The sequence below is a fragment of the Isoptericola variabilis 225 genome, from assembly GCF_000215105.1.
Classification (GTDB): Bacteria; Actinomycetota; Actinomycetes; order Actinomycetales; family Cellulomonadaceae; genus Isoptericola; species Isoptericola variabilis_A.
In genome coordinates, this window is sequence record NC_015588.1 from 1,774,770 (window position 1) to 1,790,151 (window position 15,382).

Below are 15,382 nucleotides of genomic sequence, written 5' to 3' on the forward strand. Positions count from 1 at the left end.
GCGCGGTGTGACCTGCGTCGCGGCGCCTAGACTGTCCCCCGCACGCGTGTCGCCGGTGGTCGGCGGCCGACAGGAGCAGGGAGGTGGCGCGGCGGTGGCGGCCAGCAAGCGCGAGCGCGACTACGCGCGCAAGCGGCAGGCGAAGTGGGAGCAGCGGCAGGCGAGGGCGCGCGAGCGTCGGCGCCGCGTCTCCATGGTCGTGGCGCTCGTCGCCGCGCTTGCCCTGGTGGGCGGTGGTGCGCTCGTCGCGGGCCTGAGCAGCGCCGACGCCCCGGCCGACGTCGCCGCGACCCCCTCGACGAACGGGTGCCCCGAGGGGTCGACGACCGCGCGCACGGGCGGTGCGCTGCCCGACCCGTCCGTCGCCGAGGGCCGGACCTGGACCGCCACGCTCACCCTGTGCGTCGACGGCGAGGTGTCCGACGTCGTGCTCGAGCTCGACGGCGAGAACGCGCCGCAGGCCGTGGCCAGCTTCGTGTCGCTCGCGCAGCAGGGCTACTTCGACGACACGCACTGCCACCGCCTGACGACGTCGGGCATCTACGTGCTGCAGTGCGGCGACCCCACCGCGACCGGCACGGGCGGGCCCGGCTACCAGTTCGGACCCATCGAGAACGCGCCCGAGGACGACGTCTACCCGGCCGGCACGCTCGCGATGGCGCGGCGCGGCGGCGACGGCGCGTCGATGGGCTCCCAGTTCTTCCTGGTGTACCAGGATTCCACCATCCCGTCCGACACCGCGGGCGGGTACACGGTGTTCGGCACCGTCACGTCCGGCCTGGACGTCGTCCAGGCAGTCGCTGACGCGGGCACGGTGGACGGAGCCGGCGACGGCTCCCCCGCCAGCCCCGTCATCATCGAAGGAGTTGAGACCCAGTGAGCGAGAGCACCCCCGGCTCGACCGGCCCCGAGAAGCCCGAGGCCGCCGTCGACCAGGAGCAGGCCGAGACTCCGACCGAACCCGGCACGGCCACCGAGGCGCCCGCCGAGGAGCCGACCCAGGAGCCCGCCGAGGCGTCCGACGAGGCTCCCGCCGCGCCCGAGGGCGCCCCGGACGACACCGCGACGCAGGACGAGACGACCGCCACCGAAGGGGCCCCGGCCGCCGAGGAACCCGCCGCCGAAGAGGCCCCGGCCGCCGAGGAGGCCCCGGCCGAGACGGCACCGGCCGCTCCGAAGCCGTCGGCGCTGGCCGGGGCGCCGAAGCCGTCGGCGCTGCGCCGCCCGACGCCCGCGGCGGTCAAGCCGGCCGCGAAGCCCGAGACCGCGCCGACGCCGGTCGTCCCGCCGGTGCACGACGCCGCGGAGACGGCGGCCGCGTCGACGTTCGGCCGCGTGGACGAGGAGGGCAACGTCTACGTCCGCGAGGCGGCGGGCGAGCGCGTCGTCGGGCAGTTCCCCGGTGTGCCGGAGTCCGAGGCGCTGAGCCTGTACGTCCGCCGCTACCTCGACCTGGTCGCCAAGGTGGCGCTGTTCGAGACGCGCCTCGAGAGCGCCGACCTGTCGGTGCGCGAGATCGACCAGACGCTCGCGAAGCTGGGCGAGGAGACGGCCGAGCCGGCCGCGGTGGGCGACCTCGACGGGCTGCGCGCTCGCGTCGACGCCCTGCGCACGCGCGCGGCCGAGCGCCGCGCGGCGCTCGAGGAGGAGCGGGCCGCCGCCAAGGCCCGCGCGATCGAGGCGCGCACCGAGATCGTCGAGGCGGCCGAGCGCATCGCCGAGACCGACCCGTCCAAGATGCAGTGGCGCCCCGCGGGCGAGGAGCTGCGCCGGCTGCTCGACCGCTGGAAGGAGGCGCAGCGCTCGGGTCCGCGCATCGACCGGCCCACCGAGGAGTCGCTGTGGAAGCGGTTCAGCCACGCGCGGACCGCGTTCGACCGCGAACGCCGGCACTTCTTCGCCGAGCTCGAGCAGCGCAACGCCTCCGCGAAGGCCGCCAAGGAGAAGCTGGTCGCCGAGGCAGAGGCGCTGCAGGACAGCACCGACTGGGGTGCGACGGCGGCCTCGTACCGCGACCTCATGACGCGGTGGAAGGCGGCCGGCCGCGCGAGCCGCAAGGACGACGACGCCCTGTGGGCCCGGTTCCGCGCCGCGCAGGACCACTTCTTCGCCGCGCGCGACGCCGCGAACGCCGCGGTCGACGCGGAGTACGCGGAGAACCTCAAGGTCAAGGAGGCGCTGCTCGCCGAGGCCGAGGCGCTGCTGCCGATCACCGACCTGGGCGCCGCCAAGGCCGCCCTGCGCGGCATCCAGGAGCGCTGGGAGGAGGCGGGCAAGGTCCCGCGCGGCGACGTCCAGCGCGTCGAGGGCCGGCTCCGGGCGGTCGAGAACGCGATCCGTGACGCCGAGCAGGCGCAGTGGACGCGCACGAACCCCGAGACCCGGGCCCGTGCCGAGGGTGCGGCGGCCCAGCTCGAGGCCGCGATCGAGGGCCTGGAGGCGGACCTGGCCGCGGCGCGCGAGGCTGGCGACCGGCGCAAGGCCGACGAGCTCGAGGGTGCGATCGCCGCCCGGCGCGCGTGGCTCGAGCAGGTCGTCAAGGCCGCCGAGGAGTCGCGCGGCTGACCCTGCGCGCGCCGGACGCCTCTCGACGTCGACGGCCCGGCCTGTGGATCCCGCACGGGTCCACAGGCCGGGCCGTGTCGTCGCGCCGGCGGTCCGGGTCGCGGCCTAGTGTGCGGTCGTGGTCCGCCTCGCCGCTCTTCTCGACCCCCGGCCTGCGCCCCGCCCGGCGCTCGTGACGCCCGAGCATGTCGGCGGGCCGGTCGCGTGGGACTGCCTCGTGCGCGACGGCGCCCTGCGGGTCGTGCGCGGACGGTGCGCGGTGCCGGCCGGCACCCCGGTGGACGCCGAGGTGCGCGCGCGGGCGCTGCCGCCGGTCCCGGGCGGGTCGGTGGTCGCCGGCAGGACGGCCGCCTGGCTGCACGCGGGCGTGCCCGACGACGGGGTGCTCCACCTGGCCTACCCGACCGGCCGGCACCGCCCCGAGGTGTGGGTCGGCGCGCACGTGTGGCAGGAGCCCCTCCTGGCGACGGACGTCGTCCACCTCGCCGGCGTGCCGGTCACGACGGCGGTGCGCACCGTCGTCGACCTGGCGGTGCGCGAGGACGTCGACGTGGCCGTGGCCGCGATCCGCGCCCTGGTGGAGGAGTGCGGCGTCGACCTCGACGCGGCCCGTCGCGCGCTCGAGCTGCGCGCCCGCGTGGTGGGCCGGCCGCGCGCGCGCCGCGTGCTGGCCGCTGCGGTCGGGGCGGGCGTGCCCTAGTTTGGGCGCATGGCCTCCGCGAACGCCGTCGAGCTCGAGGCCGACGGCCGCCCCGTCCGCGTCACCAGCCCCGACCGGGTCGTGTTCCCCGAGCGCGGCATCACCAAGCTCCAGGTGGTCGAGTACTTCCTGTCCGTGGGCGACGGGATCCTCGGCGCGCTGCTGCACCGCCCCACGACGCTCGAGCGCTGGCCCAAGGGCGTGTTCGAGGGCGCGGTGATGGCCACGCGCGCCGACAACCGCGGCGACGCGTTCTACCAGAAGCGCGTGCCCAAGGGTGCCCCCGAGTACGTCGAGACCGCCACGATCGCGTTCCCCTCGGGCCGCACCGCCGACGAGGTGGCCCCGACCGAGCTGGCCGTCGTCGCGTGGGCGGCGAACCTCGGCACGCTGACGTTCCACCCGTGGCCGGTGCGGCGCGACGACGTGGAGGCGGTCGACCAGCTGCGCATCGACCTCGACCCGCAGCCCGGCACCGACTTCGACGACGCGGCCGCCGTGGCCCCGCACCTGCGCGAGCTGCTCGGCGAGCTGGGCCTCACGGGCTACCCCAAGACGTCGGGCGGGCGAGGCATCCACGTCTTCGTGCCGCTGGCGCCGCGCTGGTCGTTCGTGCAGGCCCGCCGGGCGACGATCGCGATCGGCCGCGAGCTCGAGCGGCGGCTCCCGGACCGGGTCACCACCAAGTGGTGGAAGGAGGAGCGCGGGTCCAAGATCTTCGTCGACTACAACCAGATGGCCCGCGACCGCACCATCGCCTCGGCGTACTCGATCCGGCCCAACAAGCGGGCCACGGTGTCGACGCCGCTCGAGTGGGACGAGGTCGACCAGGTGCACCCCGACGACTTCGACGTCACGACCGTCCCGGCCCGGTTCGCCGAGCGCGGCGACCTGTTCGCCGCCCTGCGCGCCGACCGCGACCCCGAGCTCGACTGCTCGCTCGACGCCGCGCTCGCGCTCGCGCGCCGCGACGAGGAGGAGCACGGGCTCGGCGACCTGCCCTACCCGCCCGAGTACCCGAAGATGCCGGGCGAGCCGAAGCGCGTGCAGCCGAGCCGGGACCGCGACCGTCCGCGCGCCTGAGGGCGGCCCACGGAGCGTCGTGCGCCGCGGCCGCTCAGCGGCGCGCGTACCGCAGGTACACCGTGCCGTCGTCGAACGCACGCTGGTCGGTCAGCGCGAGGTGCAGCCGCGCGACGTCGGGCAGGGCGGGCAGGCCCGCCCCGAGGACCTCCGGCGTCACGAGCAGGAGCAGCTCGTCGACCATGCCGGCGCGCAGCGCCTCGGCCGCCGTCGTGGGACCGGACACCTCCACGACGCCGTCGGTCGCGGCGACGATCTCGCCGAGCCGGTCGGTGGTCAGGCGCGGCTCGAACGTCGTCCGCGGCGCCTCGACGCCGGTGAGCGAGTCGGAGCACACGACCTTGTCGGCCCCGGCCCAGATCTCGGCGAAGTCGTCCTCGACCGCGCTCTGGCCCGTCGGCCAGGTGTCCCAGACCCGCATCGTCTCGAACATGCGCCGGCCCATGACGAAGACGCGGGTGTCGCGCACCAGGTCGTTGACGAACGCGTGCAGCTCCTCGCTCGGCGAGGCGAAGTCGACGCTGCCGTCGGCGTCGGCGACGTAGCCGTCGAGCGAGCAGGTCATCACGCCGTACCTCAGGGTTCCCATGCCCTGGTGACCCCCGGTCGGCGGCGGACTCATCGCTCAGGCCGTCCCCGGCGCGCCGGGCAGCAGCGAACCGAGGTCGTAGCGCACGGGCTCCTCGAGCTGGGCGTACGTGCACGACGTCGGGTCGCGGTCGGGGCGCCAGCGCTTGAACTGCGCGGTGTGGCGGAACCGGGTGCCCTCCATGTGGTCGTAACCGACCTCGAGCACGCGCTCGACGCGCAGGGGCGTGAACGACAGGTCCTTGCCCGCGCTCCAGCGGGACTGGGCGCCGGGGCGCCGCTCCCCCGCGGTGCCGTCGGCGACGGCCGGGTCCTGCCAGTCGGCCCACGGGTGCGCCTCGTGCTCGGGCGTGCCGGGCTCGACCACGAGCGGGGCCAGCTCGGCGTGCAGCGCGGCCCGGCGGGCGGCCGGGAACGACGCCGCGACTCCGACGAACTGCAGCTGCCCGGGGTCGCCGTCCTCGTCCCCGTCGTAGAGGCCCAGCAGCAGCGAGCCGATGAGGGGCTCGGCGGGCGTCGACGTCTTGTGCAGCCGGTACCCGGCGAGCACGACGTCCGCCGTGCGGGCGTGCTTGATCTTGAGCAGGGTGCGCTTGTTGGGCTCGTAGCGCCCGTCGAGCCGCTTGGCGACGACGCCGTCGAGGCCGGCGCCCTCGAACGCCTCGAACCACTCGCGAGCGACCGCGGTGTCGTGCGTGCGCGGCGTCGCGAAGACGTGCGGCCCGGACAGCCCGAGCCCGTCGAGGGCGTCGAGGCGCTCCGCGAGCGGGCGGCGGGACAGGTCGTCGTCGCCGAGCGCGAGCACGTCGAACACCACGAGGCTCGCGGGCGTCTGCTCGGCGAGCAGCCGCACGCGGGACTCGGCCGGGTGGATGCGCTGCGAGAGCGCGTCGAAGTCGAGCCGCGCCGGTCCGGGGCCCGGGTCGGGCCGCGCGACCACGATCTCGCCGTCGACGACGCACCGCTCGGGCAGCGCGTCGAGCACGGCCGCGACCACCTCGGGGAAGTAGCGCTGCATGGGGCGGGCGTTGCGCGAGTCGATGCGGACGTCGTCCCCGTCGCGGTACACGATCGCGCGGAACCCGTCCCACTTGGGCTCGTAGACCCACTGCGCGTCGCCGTCGGGCTGCTCCGGCACCTCGGGCACGGACTTGGCGAGCATCGGCAGGATCGGCGGCTGCAGCGGCAGGCTCATGGCAGCGAACCTAGCGGCCCGCGCCGACAGGCGCGCGGCTACGCGCGGGCGGCGGGCGGCAGCTCGGCCGGCTTGCTGCCCGTGGTGCGGTACACGTCGAACACGCCGTCGATCTTGCGCACCGCGGCCAGCACCTGCTGCAGGTGCGCGGGCTCGGCCATCTCGAACACGAACCGCGACATCGCGATCCGGTCGCTCGTGGTCGACACCGTGGCCGACAGGATGTTGACGTGGTGGTCCGACAGCACGCGCGTGACGTCGGACAGCAGCCGCGACCGGTCGAGCGCCTCGACCTGGATCTGCACGAGGAACATCGTGCTGGCGCCCGTGGTCCAGGCGACGTCGACGATGCGCTCCGGCTGCTCGCGCAGCTGCTCGACGTTGGCACAGTCGGCGCGGTGCACGCTCACGCCCGCGCCGCGCGTCACGAAGCCGACGATCTGGTCCCCCGGCACCGGGGTGCAGCACTTGGCGAGCTTGACCCAGATGTCGTCGACGCCCTTGACGACGATGCCCGGGTCGCCCGTGCGGGTACGGCGACCGGCGTGCCCGGGGCGCGCGACCTCGGCCGTGTCCTCCTGGGTGCCCTCCTCGCCGCCGAGCGACTTCACGAGCATCTCGACGACGTGCTGCGCCGACACGTGGCCCTCGCCCACCGCCGCGTACAGGGCGGACACGTCGGCGTAGCGCATGTCGCTCGCGAGCCCGACGAGCGCCTCGTGGCTCAGCAGGCGCTGGATCGGCAGGTTCTGCTTGCGCATCGCCTTCGTGATGGCGTCCTTGCCCTGCTCGATCGCCTCCTCGCGCCGCTCCTTGGTGAACCACTGGCGGATCTTGTTGCGCGCGCGCCCGGACTTGACGAACGCGAGCCAGTCGCGCGAGGGCCCGGCGGACTCGGCCTTGGACGTGAGGATGTCGACGACGTCGCCGTTCTGCAGCGGCGAGTCGAGCGGCACGAGGCGGCCGTTGACGCGCGCGCCCATGGTGCGGTGCCCCACCTCGGTGTGCACCGAGTAGGCGAAGTCGACCGGTGTCGATCCCGCGGGCAGCGCCATGACCTCGCCCTTGGGCGTGAAGACGTAGACCTCGGCGCCGCCGATCTCGTAGCGCAGCGAGTCGAGGAATTCGCTCGGGTCGGCGGTCTCGCGCTGCCAGTCGACCAGCTGGCGCAGCCACGCCATGTCGTTGGTGCGCGGGTCGTCGGACTTGCCGGGCTTGGAGCCGCGCGACGTCTCCTTGTACTTCCAGTGGGCCGCGACGCCGTACTCCGCGCGGCGGTGCATGTCGTGCGTGCGGATCTGGATCTCTACCGGCTTGCCGCCCGGGCCCACGACCGTCGTGTGCAGCGACTGGTACATGTTGAACTTCGGCATCGCGATGTAGTCCTTGAACCGGCCCGGGACCGGGTTCCACCGCGCGTGCAGCGCGCCGAGCGCCGCGTAGCAGTCCCGCACGGTGTCCACGAGGACGCGCGTGCCGACGAGGTCGTAGATCTCCGCGAAGTCGTGCCCGCGCACGATCATCTTCTGGTAGATCGAGTAGTAGTGCTTGGGCCGGCCCGTGACGGTCGCCTTGATCTTGGCGCTGCGCAGGTCGGCGGTGATCTGCTCGCGCACGACGCCGAGGTACTCCTCGCGCGCCGGCGCGCGCTCGGCCACGAGATGGACGATCTCGTCGTACACCTTGGGGTAGAGCGTCTGGAACGACAGGTCCTCGAGCTCCCACTTGATCGTGTTCATGCCGAGGCGGTGCGCCAGCGGCGCGTAGATCTCGAGCGTCTCGCGGGCCTTGCGCTCGGCCGACGAGCTCGTGACGTACTTCCAGGTGCGCGCGTTGTGCAGCCGGTCGGCGAGCTTGATGACCAGGACGCGGATGTCCTTGGCCATCGCGACGACCATCTTGCGCACCGTCTCGGCCTGCGCGGCGTCGCCGTAGGTGACCTTGTCCAGCTTCGTCACGCCGTCGACGAGCATGGCGATCTCGTCGCCGAACTCCTCGCGCAGCTGGTCGAGGGAGTACTCCGTGTCCTCGACCGTGTCGTGCAGCAGCGCCGCCGCGAGCGTCGCCCCGTCGAACCCGAGCTCGGCCAGGATCGTCGCCACCGCGACGGGGTGCGTGATGTACGGGTCGCCGGACTTGCGCTGCTGGCCGCGGTGCGCCCGCTCCGCCGTCTCGTACGCCCGCGACAGCACGGTCAGGTCCGACTTGGGGTGGTTCGTCCGGACGGCCTGCAGGAGCGGCTCGAGCGCCGGCGCCGTCGCCTGGCCGCCGCCGCGCACCCCGAGGCGCACGAGCCGGTTGCGCACCCGCACCCCCGTGCCGGCCGTGGGCGCGGGCGTGGAGGCGCGTGCGGTCCTGGTCTCCTCGCTCACCTGCGCCTCCTTCCGCCACCGGCTCGCTTCGGACGTCCGGGAGGGCAAGTCTACGACTCCGCGCGCAGCAACGTTTCGACCGTGCGACCTGCGAGCCGCTCGCGTCCGCCCAGCCCGGCGAGCTCGAGGAGGAACGCGAGGGCCACGACGCGGCCGCCGCACCGTTCCACGAGGTGCGCCGCCGCGGCGGCCGTGCCGCCCGTCGCCAGGACGTCGTCCACCAGGAGAACGCGCGCGCCGGGCCGCAGTGTTCCCGTGCGGAGCTCGATCGCGGCCGTGCCGTACTCGAGGTCGTACTCGACGCGCTCGACCGGCGGCGGCAGCTTGCCCGCCTTGCGCAGCGGGAGGAACCCGACGCCCAGGCGCGTCGCGAGCGGGGCGCCGAGCAGGAAGCCGCGCGCCTCCATCCCGGCGACGACGTCGACCCCGCCGTCCGCGACGGCGAGGCGCGCGAACGCCTCGACGACGTCGGCCAGCGCCGCGCCGTCGGCCAGCAGGGGCGTGATGTCCCGGAAGACGACCGGCGGGTGCGGGTAGTCGGGCACGTCCCGGATGAGGGCACGCACCTCGGCCGCCCTCTCCGGTCCGAGACCGGAGAGGGCGACCAGCGAGATGTCGTCCGTCACCGCGCCCCTCAGCTGGTGCGCCGACGGCGCGGCTGGGCCGCGTGCCCGAGGTGGTGGCCCGGGATCAGCTGCGCGGTGCCGGCCGCGGCCGCCGCCAGCTCGGCGTCGTGGCCGCCCTCGGCCGCGATGCGCTCGCGCTCGGCGAGCACCGCCGCGGTGTGGTCGGCGATCTTGGGCTCCTTCTCGCGCAGGAGCACGTCGAGCGGCGTCGCGAGGAAGATCGACGACGCGGCGCCCACCGCGATGCCCACGAACAGCGAGAGCGAGAGGTCGCGCAGCGTGCCCGCGCCGAGCCAGAGCGCGCCCACGAAGAGGATGCCGGCGACCGGCAGCAGCGCCACCACGGACGTGTTGATCGACCGCACGAGCGTCTGGTTGACCGCGAGGTTGGCCCGCTCGCCGTACGTCGAGCGGGTCTGCGAGAGCAGGTTCTGCGTGTTCTCGCGGACCTTGTCGAAGACGACCATCTTGTCGTAGAGCGAGAAGCCGAGGATCGTCAGGAAGCCGATGATCGTCGACGGCGTGACCTCCCAGCCGATCAGCGCGTAGATGCCGGCCGAGATGAGCAGGTCGGACAGCATCGCGACGATCGCCGCGACCGACATCCGCCAGGCGCGGAAGTAGATCGCCATGAACGCCGCCGCCGCCAGGACGAAGACGCCCACGCCGAGCAGCGCGCGCTGGGACACACCGGCGCCCCACGTCGGGCCGACGAACGAGTTGCTCACGTCCGCCCGCTCGACGCCGTACGCCTCGGCGAGCGCGCCGCTCACCTGCTCCACCTCGTCGGCGTCGAGCTGCGCGGTCTGCACGCGGACGGCCGAGCCGCCCACGACCGCCACGCGCGGCTCCTCGCCGGGAACGACCGACTTGACGGCCTCGACGGCGGGCTCCTGCTCGGTCGTCGTCACGCCCTCGACCGTGAACTCCGAGCCGCCGCGGAAGTCGATGCCCAGCGTCAGTCCCTTGACGCCGAGGATCGCGACGGAGGCGAGCCCGAGGACCGCGACGACGGTGAACCAGAGCCGCCGCTTGGCGACGATCGGGTACGAGCGGCGACCCGTGTACAGGTCGTTGCCCCACTGGGCGAAGGTCATGCCGGCCATCAGCGGCTCTCCTCGTTCTCGCCACGGTCGGCGTGCTGGGTGTCCTCGACGGTCGTGCCGCCCGGATCCTGCGCGGCGGCCGCCGCGGCGGCCTTGCGCTCGGCGGCGCGGCGCTCGGCGATCGTCATGCGCCGGCCGGAACCGCCGGACGACGCCGGTGCCGCGGGCGAGCTCGCCGACCGGGCCGAGGACGGCACGGCGGCGGTCGTGGCCCCGGCGAGCGCCAGCTCGGACTCGTCCGGGGCGGCCGGCTCGGCGGCCGCGGCCGCCGTGGCCGGGACGGCGACGCGCCCCGCACCGACGTACCGCACGCCGCTCGCACGCAGGCGCTCGGGCGACAGGCCCGACCACGAGTGCCCGTCGCGGAAGAACGGGATCTTCGCGATGAGCTGCATCGCCGGGTGGGTGAACCAGAAGACCACCGCGACGTCGATGACGGTCGTCAGACCGAGCGTGAAGGCGAAGCCCTGCACGCCGCCGACGGCGAGGAAGTACAGGATGATCGCGGAGATCAGCGTGACGGACTTGGCCGCCAGGATGGTGCGGCGGGCACGGCGCCAGCCGCGCTCGACCGCCATCGCCAGCGAGCGACCGTCGCGCATCTCGTCACGGATGCGTTCGAAGTACACGATGAACGAGTCCGCCGTGAAGCCGATCGCGACGATGAGGCCCGCGACGCCCGCGAGGGACAGGCGGTAGCCCATGAGCCACGAGAGGAGCGCGATCGCCACGTAGGTGATGAGGCCTGCCCACACGAGCGAGGCGACCGTGAGCAGGCCGAGCGAGCGGTACTGGAAGAGCGAGTACACGACGACCAGCGCGAGACCGATGAGGCCCGCGACCAGGCCGTTGCGCAGCTGCTCCGAGCCCAGCGTGGCCGAGATCTGCTCCTGGCTCTGCACCTCGAACGCGATGGGCAGCGCGCCGAAGCTCAGCTGGTTCGCGAGCGTCGCCGCGGACTCGCGCGTGAACGACCCCGAGATCTCCGCGCGGCCGTCCGCGATGATGGTGCCGGGGCTCAGCGACGGGGCCGACACGACGAGCCCGTCGAGCACGATCGCGAACTGGTTCCGCGGGCTCTCGAGCGCCTGAAGGCGGGTCGTCGTCTCGCGGAAGAGGCGTGTGCCCTCGCCGTCGAACTCCATGTTCACGGCCCACTCGTTGGTCGTGACGCCCTGGGCGGTCACGCGCAGGCCCGAGCTGGCGTTCGTCAGGTGCGTGCCGTCGACCTCGACCGGGCCGAGGATCCACTTGAGCGAGCCGTCCTGCGAGCAGGTGACGAGCGGGGCGTTCGGGTCGTCACCGCCGCCGCCGACGCGGTTCTCGGGCAGCGAGCAGTCGAGAGCGGCGAACTGCTCCTGCAGCTCCGGGGTGATCTGGGCCGGGTCGCTCGGGTCCGCCGCCTCCGTCGGCGCGGGCGCGGCGGGCTCCTCGGACGGTGCCGGGGTCGACTCCTCGGCCGGCTCCTGCGACGCCTCGTCGGTCGCGGCCTCGTCGGCGGACCCGTCGGTCGAAGCCGTCTTCGGCGCCGTGACGGCCTCGCCGCGCGAGCGGCCGTTGGGGCTCGTGTCAGGGCTGGCCGCGTCGGAGGGCTCGGCGGAGGGCTCGCCGGCGGCGTCCTCGCCCTCGGCGGGCGCCTCGCCGGCGCCGTCGGTGGGCTGCTGCTGGGCCGGGACGCCGAGGTCGTAGGTGAGCACCGGCCGGAAGCGCATCTGCGCCGGCTGCGAGACCAGGTCGATCGTCTCCTGGCTCGCCTCGCCGGGGATGCCGACGACGACGTTGTTGCCCTGCGCGGCGATCTCGGCCTCGGTGACGCCCGAGGAGTCGATGCGCTGCCGGATGACGTTGATCGACTCCTCGATCGCCTCCGGCGTGATCTCCGACCCGTCGGTCGACGTCGGCGTGAGGATGACCTGCGTGCCGCCCTGCAGGTCGAGCGCCAGCCCGGGCGCGAAGCTCGCGCCGTCCGGGTTGTCGTCGGACCTGCCGTCCCAGAACACCCCCGCGGCGAGCGCGACGAAGGGCAGGACGATCGACAGGATCGTGAAGACCACGAGCGTGCGTACCGGACGCGACCGCTGCGTGCGTGAGTTGGCCAACTTCTGTCTCTTCCCGTGTGCGCGCCGCCCTCAGGCCACGCGTGATGGCGCCGGCCGGGCGGGCCCGGCCGGCGCGGAGGTCACTTGCCCTCGGTCTCGCCGTCTTCCCGACGCTTCTGCTCCCGGTACTCCCGCTGTGCGGTGTCCAGGCCCGAGATGTCGTCCGGGACGTCGACGGAACCGTCTGCGGGGGTGATGCTACCGGTCTCGGCCGACTGCTCTGTGACGTCCGTCTCCTCGGCCGCGACCGGGGTGTCCATGCGCTTGGCGATCGCGGCACGCAGCCAGCGGGTCTGGACGCCCGGCGTCGACTCGATCGTCACGGTGTCGGCCGCCTCGTCGACCGCGACGACCGTGCCGACCATGCCGGAGCCCGTCATGACCTCCTGGCCGGGGGCGAGCGTGGCCCGGAAGGCCTGCTGCTCCTTCTGCTGCTTGCGCGTCCGCGAGCTCATGAAGAACATGAGCGCGATCAGCACGCCGAAGAGGATGATGAGTTCCACGAGTCGTCCTTGTCTGTCGCTGCCCGCCTGGCGGGCGTCGGGGCACGCCGATCGGCGCGCCGGCACGGTCGGTGCACGTACGGCCCTCAACGAGCGCCCCGTCCCGCGAGTTCCGCCCCCGGCCTGCGTCGGCCGGGTCACCGTCCAGTCTAGGCCGTGGCGCCCGGGCGCCGACCAGGCCGGTGCTCGGTCGTGCGGCGGTCAGCCCGTCCCCCCCGCGGCGTCGAACAGCGTGCCCGACGACGGCAGGCCGGCAGCCCAGGCGCCCTGCGGCGGCTCGAGTCCCAGGTGTTCCCACGCGGCCGGCGTGGCCACGCGACCGCGCGGCGTCCGCGCCACGAGCCCCTCGCGCACCAGGTACGGCTCGGCGACCGTCTCGACCGTGTCAGGCTCCTCGCCCACGGTCATGGCGAGCGTCGACAGGCCCACCGGGCCGCCCCCGAACCGGCGGCAGAGCGCGTCGAGCACCGCGCGGTCGAGGCGGTCGAGCCCGATCGGGTCGACCTCGTACACCTCGAGCGCTGCGCGTGCCGCGCGCAGGTCGAGCACGCCGTCGCCGCGCACCTGCGCCCAGTCCCGCACGCGGCGCAGCAGCCGGTTGGCGATGCGCGGCGTGCCGCGCGAGCGGCCCGCGATCTCGTGCGCGGCCGCGTGGTGGATCTGCACGCCGAGCAGGCCCGCCGACCGTACGATGACGCGCTCGAGCTCCTCGGGGTCGTAGAAGTCGAGGTGCCCCGTGAACCCGAAGCGGTCCCGCAGCGGGGCGGGCAGCAGGCCCGAGCGCGTCGTGGCGCCGACCACCGTGAACGGCGGCAGCGCGAGCGGGATCGCGCTCGCTCCGGCGCCCTTGCCCACCACGACGTCGACGCGGAAGTCCTCCATCGCGACGTAGAGCAGCTCCTCGGCGGGCCGTGCGAGGCGGTGGATCTCGTCGATGAACAGGACCTCGCCCTCCTCGAGCGAGGACAGCACCGCGGCGAGGTCGCCCGCGTGCTGGATCGCCGGGCCGCTCGTGACCCGCAGCGACGTGCCGAGCTCGGCCGCGATGATCATCGCGAGCGTCGTCTTGCCCAGGCCCGGCGGACCGGACAGCAGCACGTGGTCGGGCGACGCCTCGCGGGCGAGGGCGGCCTGCAGGACGAGCGAGAGCTGGTCGCGCACGGTGCGCTGGCCGACGAACTCCTCGAGCTTCTTGGGCCGCAGCGCCGCCTCGGCGGCACGCTCGACGTCGTCGGCGGAGGCCGTGACCAGGCGCTCGCCGGCGTAGGGCTCGTGGTCGGCCGGCTCAGGCACGGTGGCCCCCCAGCGAGCGCAGCGCCGCGCGCAGCGTCGTGGCGACCTGGTCCTCGGTCACGACGTCGGTGCCCGCCTCGGCGAGCACCTTGCCGACGGCGTCCTCGGCGACCTTGGCCGTCCAGCCGAGCCCGACGAGCGCCTCCACGACCTGCTCGCGCCGGTCCCCGGCCGTCACGGCCGCCGGCGCCGCCGCCGCGCCCGCGCCGTCGGCCGGCACCCCGAGCTTGCCCGAGAGCTCGAGCACGATGCGCTGGGCGCTCTTGGCGCCGATGCCCGGCACGCGGCGCAGCGCCGCGGTGTCCTCCGCCGCGATCGCGCGGCGCAGCGCGTCCGGTGTGAGCACGGCGAGCATCGCGAGCGCGATGCGCGGGCCGACGCCCGAGACCGACTGCGCCGTCTCGAACACCTCGCGCTCGTCGGCGTCCGCGAAGCCGTAGAGCGTCATGGAGTCCTCGCGCACCACGAGCGTGGTGTGCAGGCGGGCCTCCTCGCCGACGCGCAGCGAGGACAGCGTCGCGGGCGTGGCGTGCACGAGGTAGCCGACCCCGCGGACGTCGACGACCGCACGGTCGAGCGTGACGTGCGCGACCGTGCCGGTCAGGGATGCGATCACCGGGTCCTCCGCGCTGGGGGGCGTTCTCGAACACCCGTACGATACCCCGACCGCGAGCGCGCGTCGTGCTCCGCCGCGGCCCAGGCGCGCTGCGCCGGCGTGAGCTCGTGCCGGTCGCCGCCCTGGAGCGCGCCCGCGGGCCGCCACAGGTGCGTGATCGCGAGCGCGAGGGCGTCCGCGGCGTCGGCCGGACGCGGCGGCTCGTCGAGCCGCAGGATGCTCGCGACCATGCGCTGGACCTGCTCCTTGCCCGCGCGGCCGGACCCTGTGACGGCGGCCTTGACCTCGCTCGGGGTGTGCAGTGCCACGGGCACCCCGCGCCGCGCCGCCGCGACCATCGCCAGGCCCGCGACCTGGGCCGTGCCCATGACGGTGCCGTGGTTGTGCTGCGCGAAGACGCGCTCGACCGCGACGACGTCGGGCACGTGCTCGTCGAACCAGGCGTCGAGCCGCTCGGCGACGCGCAGCAGCCGCAGGTCCGGCGTCGTGCCCGGGTCGCTGGTGGCCACGCCGACGGCGACGAGCTCGGCCCGCCGGCCCGGGAGCGAGTCGACGACCCCGATCCCGCAGCGGGTCAGCCCCGGATCCACCCCCAGCACGCGCACGCGGTCAGCCTCTCAGGCGACGGCGGCCCGG

Annotated in this window: 14 protein-coding genes; 4 read left to right on the forward strand and 10 right to left on the reverse strand. The window is 74.4% G+C overall.

What is annotated here, in order from left to right; all coding sequences use genetic code 11:
* Window positions 1-94: 94 nt before the first annotated feature.
* The 4 genes from ISOVA_RS08260 to ligD all read left to right on the forward strand — a co-directional run bounded on the left by ISOVA_RS08260 (window position 95) and on the right by ligD (window position 4,348).
* Window positions 95-880, forward strand: a complete 786-nt coding sequence (locus ISOVA_RS08260; RefSeq protein WP_013838786.1) for a peptidylprolyl isomerase — start codon at window positions 95-97, stop codon at window positions 878-880.
* Complete coding sequence (locus ISOVA_RS08265) at window positions 877-2,565, forward strand: DUF349 domain-containing protein (protein WP_013838787.1); 1,689 nt, start codon at window positions 877-879, stop codon at window positions 2,563-2,565. Before ISOVA_RS08260 ends, ISOVA_RS08265 begins: the two co-directional genes overlap by 4 nt.
* Window positions 2,566-2,683: 118 nt before the next feature.
* The gene (locus ISOVA_RS08270) at window positions 2,684-3,265 is read left to right on the forward strand and encodes a hypothetical protein (RefSeq protein ID WP_013838788.1); all 582 of its coding nucleotides are present in this window, start codon (window positions 2,684-2,686) and stop codon (window positions 3,263-3,265) included.
* 9 nt (window positions 3,266-3,274) lie between these two features.
* Complete coding sequence (gene ligD / locus ISOVA_RS08275) at window positions 3,275-4,348, forward strand: non-homologous end-joining DNA ligase (RefSeq protein WP_013838789.1); 1,074 nt, start codon at window positions 3,275-3,277, stop codon at window positions 4,346-4,348.
* Between the two features lie 34 nt (window positions 4,349-4,382).
* Here ligD and ISOVA_RS08280 read toward each other — a convergent pair whose 3' ends face one another.
* From ISOVA_RS08280 to ruvC, 10 genes are all read right to left on the reverse strand, one after another.
* On the reverse strand, window positions 4,383-4,937 hold the full coding sequence (locus tag ISOVA_RS08280) for a dihydrofolate reductase family protein (RefSeq protein ID WP_013838790.1): 555 nt from the start codon (window positions 4,935-4,937) through the stop codon (window positions 4,383-4,385).
* 36 nt (window positions 4,938-4,973) lie between these two features.
* A complete protein-coding gene (locus tag ISOVA_RS08285) occupies window positions 4,974-6,131 on the reverse strand; it encodes an ATP-dependent DNA ligase (RefSeq protein ID WP_013838791.1) in 1,158 nt (385 codons plus the stop codon).
* A gap of 38 nt (window positions 6,132-6,169) precedes the next feature.
* On the reverse strand, window positions 6,170-8,503 hold the full coding sequence (locus ISOVA_RS08290) for a RelA/SpoT family protein (RefSeq protein ID WP_013838792.1): 2,334 nt from the start codon (window positions 8,501-8,503) through the stop codon (window positions 6,170-6,172).
* A gap of 50 nt (window positions 8,504-8,553) precedes the next feature.
* Window positions 8,554-9,129 carry an adenine phosphoribosyltransferase gene (locus ISOVA_RS08295; RefSeq protein WP_013838793.1) on the reverse strand — a complete coding sequence of 192 codons (576 nt, stop codon included), beginning with the start codon at window positions 9,127-9,129 and terminating at the stop codon, window positions 8,554-8,556.
* An 8-nt stretch (window positions 9,130-9,137) separates the two neighbouring features.
* On the reverse strand, window positions 9,138-10,235 hold the full coding sequence (gene secF / locus ISOVA_RS08300; protein WP_013838794.1) for a protein translocase subunit SecF: 1,098 nt from the start codon (window positions 10,233-10,235) through the stop codon (window positions 9,138-9,140).
* Window positions 10,235-12,334, reverse strand: a complete 2,100-nt coding sequence (gene secD, locus ISOVA_RS08305) for a protein translocase subunit SecD (protein ID WP_233275860.1) — start codon at window positions 12,332-12,334, stop codon at window positions 10,235-10,237. The genes secF and secD overlap by 1 nt, the downstream gene beginning before the upstream one ends.
* Before the next feature lie 80 nt (window positions 12,335-12,414).
* Window positions 12,415-12,837 carry a preprotein translocase subunit YajC gene (gene yajC / locus ISOVA_RS08310; RefSeq protein ID WP_013838796.1) on the reverse strand — a complete coding sequence of 141 codons (423 nt, stop codon included), beginning with the start codon at window positions 12,835-12,837 and terminating at the stop codon, window positions 12,415-12,417.
* A gap of 201 nt (window positions 12,838-13,038) precedes the next feature.
* On the reverse strand, window positions 13,039-14,130 hold the full coding sequence (ruvB, locus tag ISOVA_RS08315) for a Holliday junction branch migration DNA helicase RuvB (protein ID WP_013838797.1): 1,092 nt from the start codon (window positions 14,128-14,130) through the stop codon (window positions 13,039-13,041).
* On the reverse strand, window positions 14,123-14,746 hold the full coding sequence (gene ruvA / locus ISOVA_RS08320; RefSeq protein WP_013838798.1) for a Holliday junction branch migration protein RuvA: 624 nt from the start codon (window positions 14,744-14,746) through the stop codon (window positions 14,123-14,125). Before ruvA ends, ruvB begins: the two co-directional genes overlap by 8 nt.
* Complete coding sequence (gene ruvC, locus ISOVA_RS08325) at window positions 14,743-15,351, reverse strand: crossover junction endodeoxyribonuclease RuvC (RefSeq protein WP_013838799.1); 609 nt, start codon at window positions 15,349-15,351, stop codon at window positions 14,743-14,745. The genes ruvA and ruvC overlap by 4 nt, the downstream gene beginning before the upstream one ends.
* Between the last annotated feature and the right edge of the window lie 31 nt (window positions 15,352-15,382).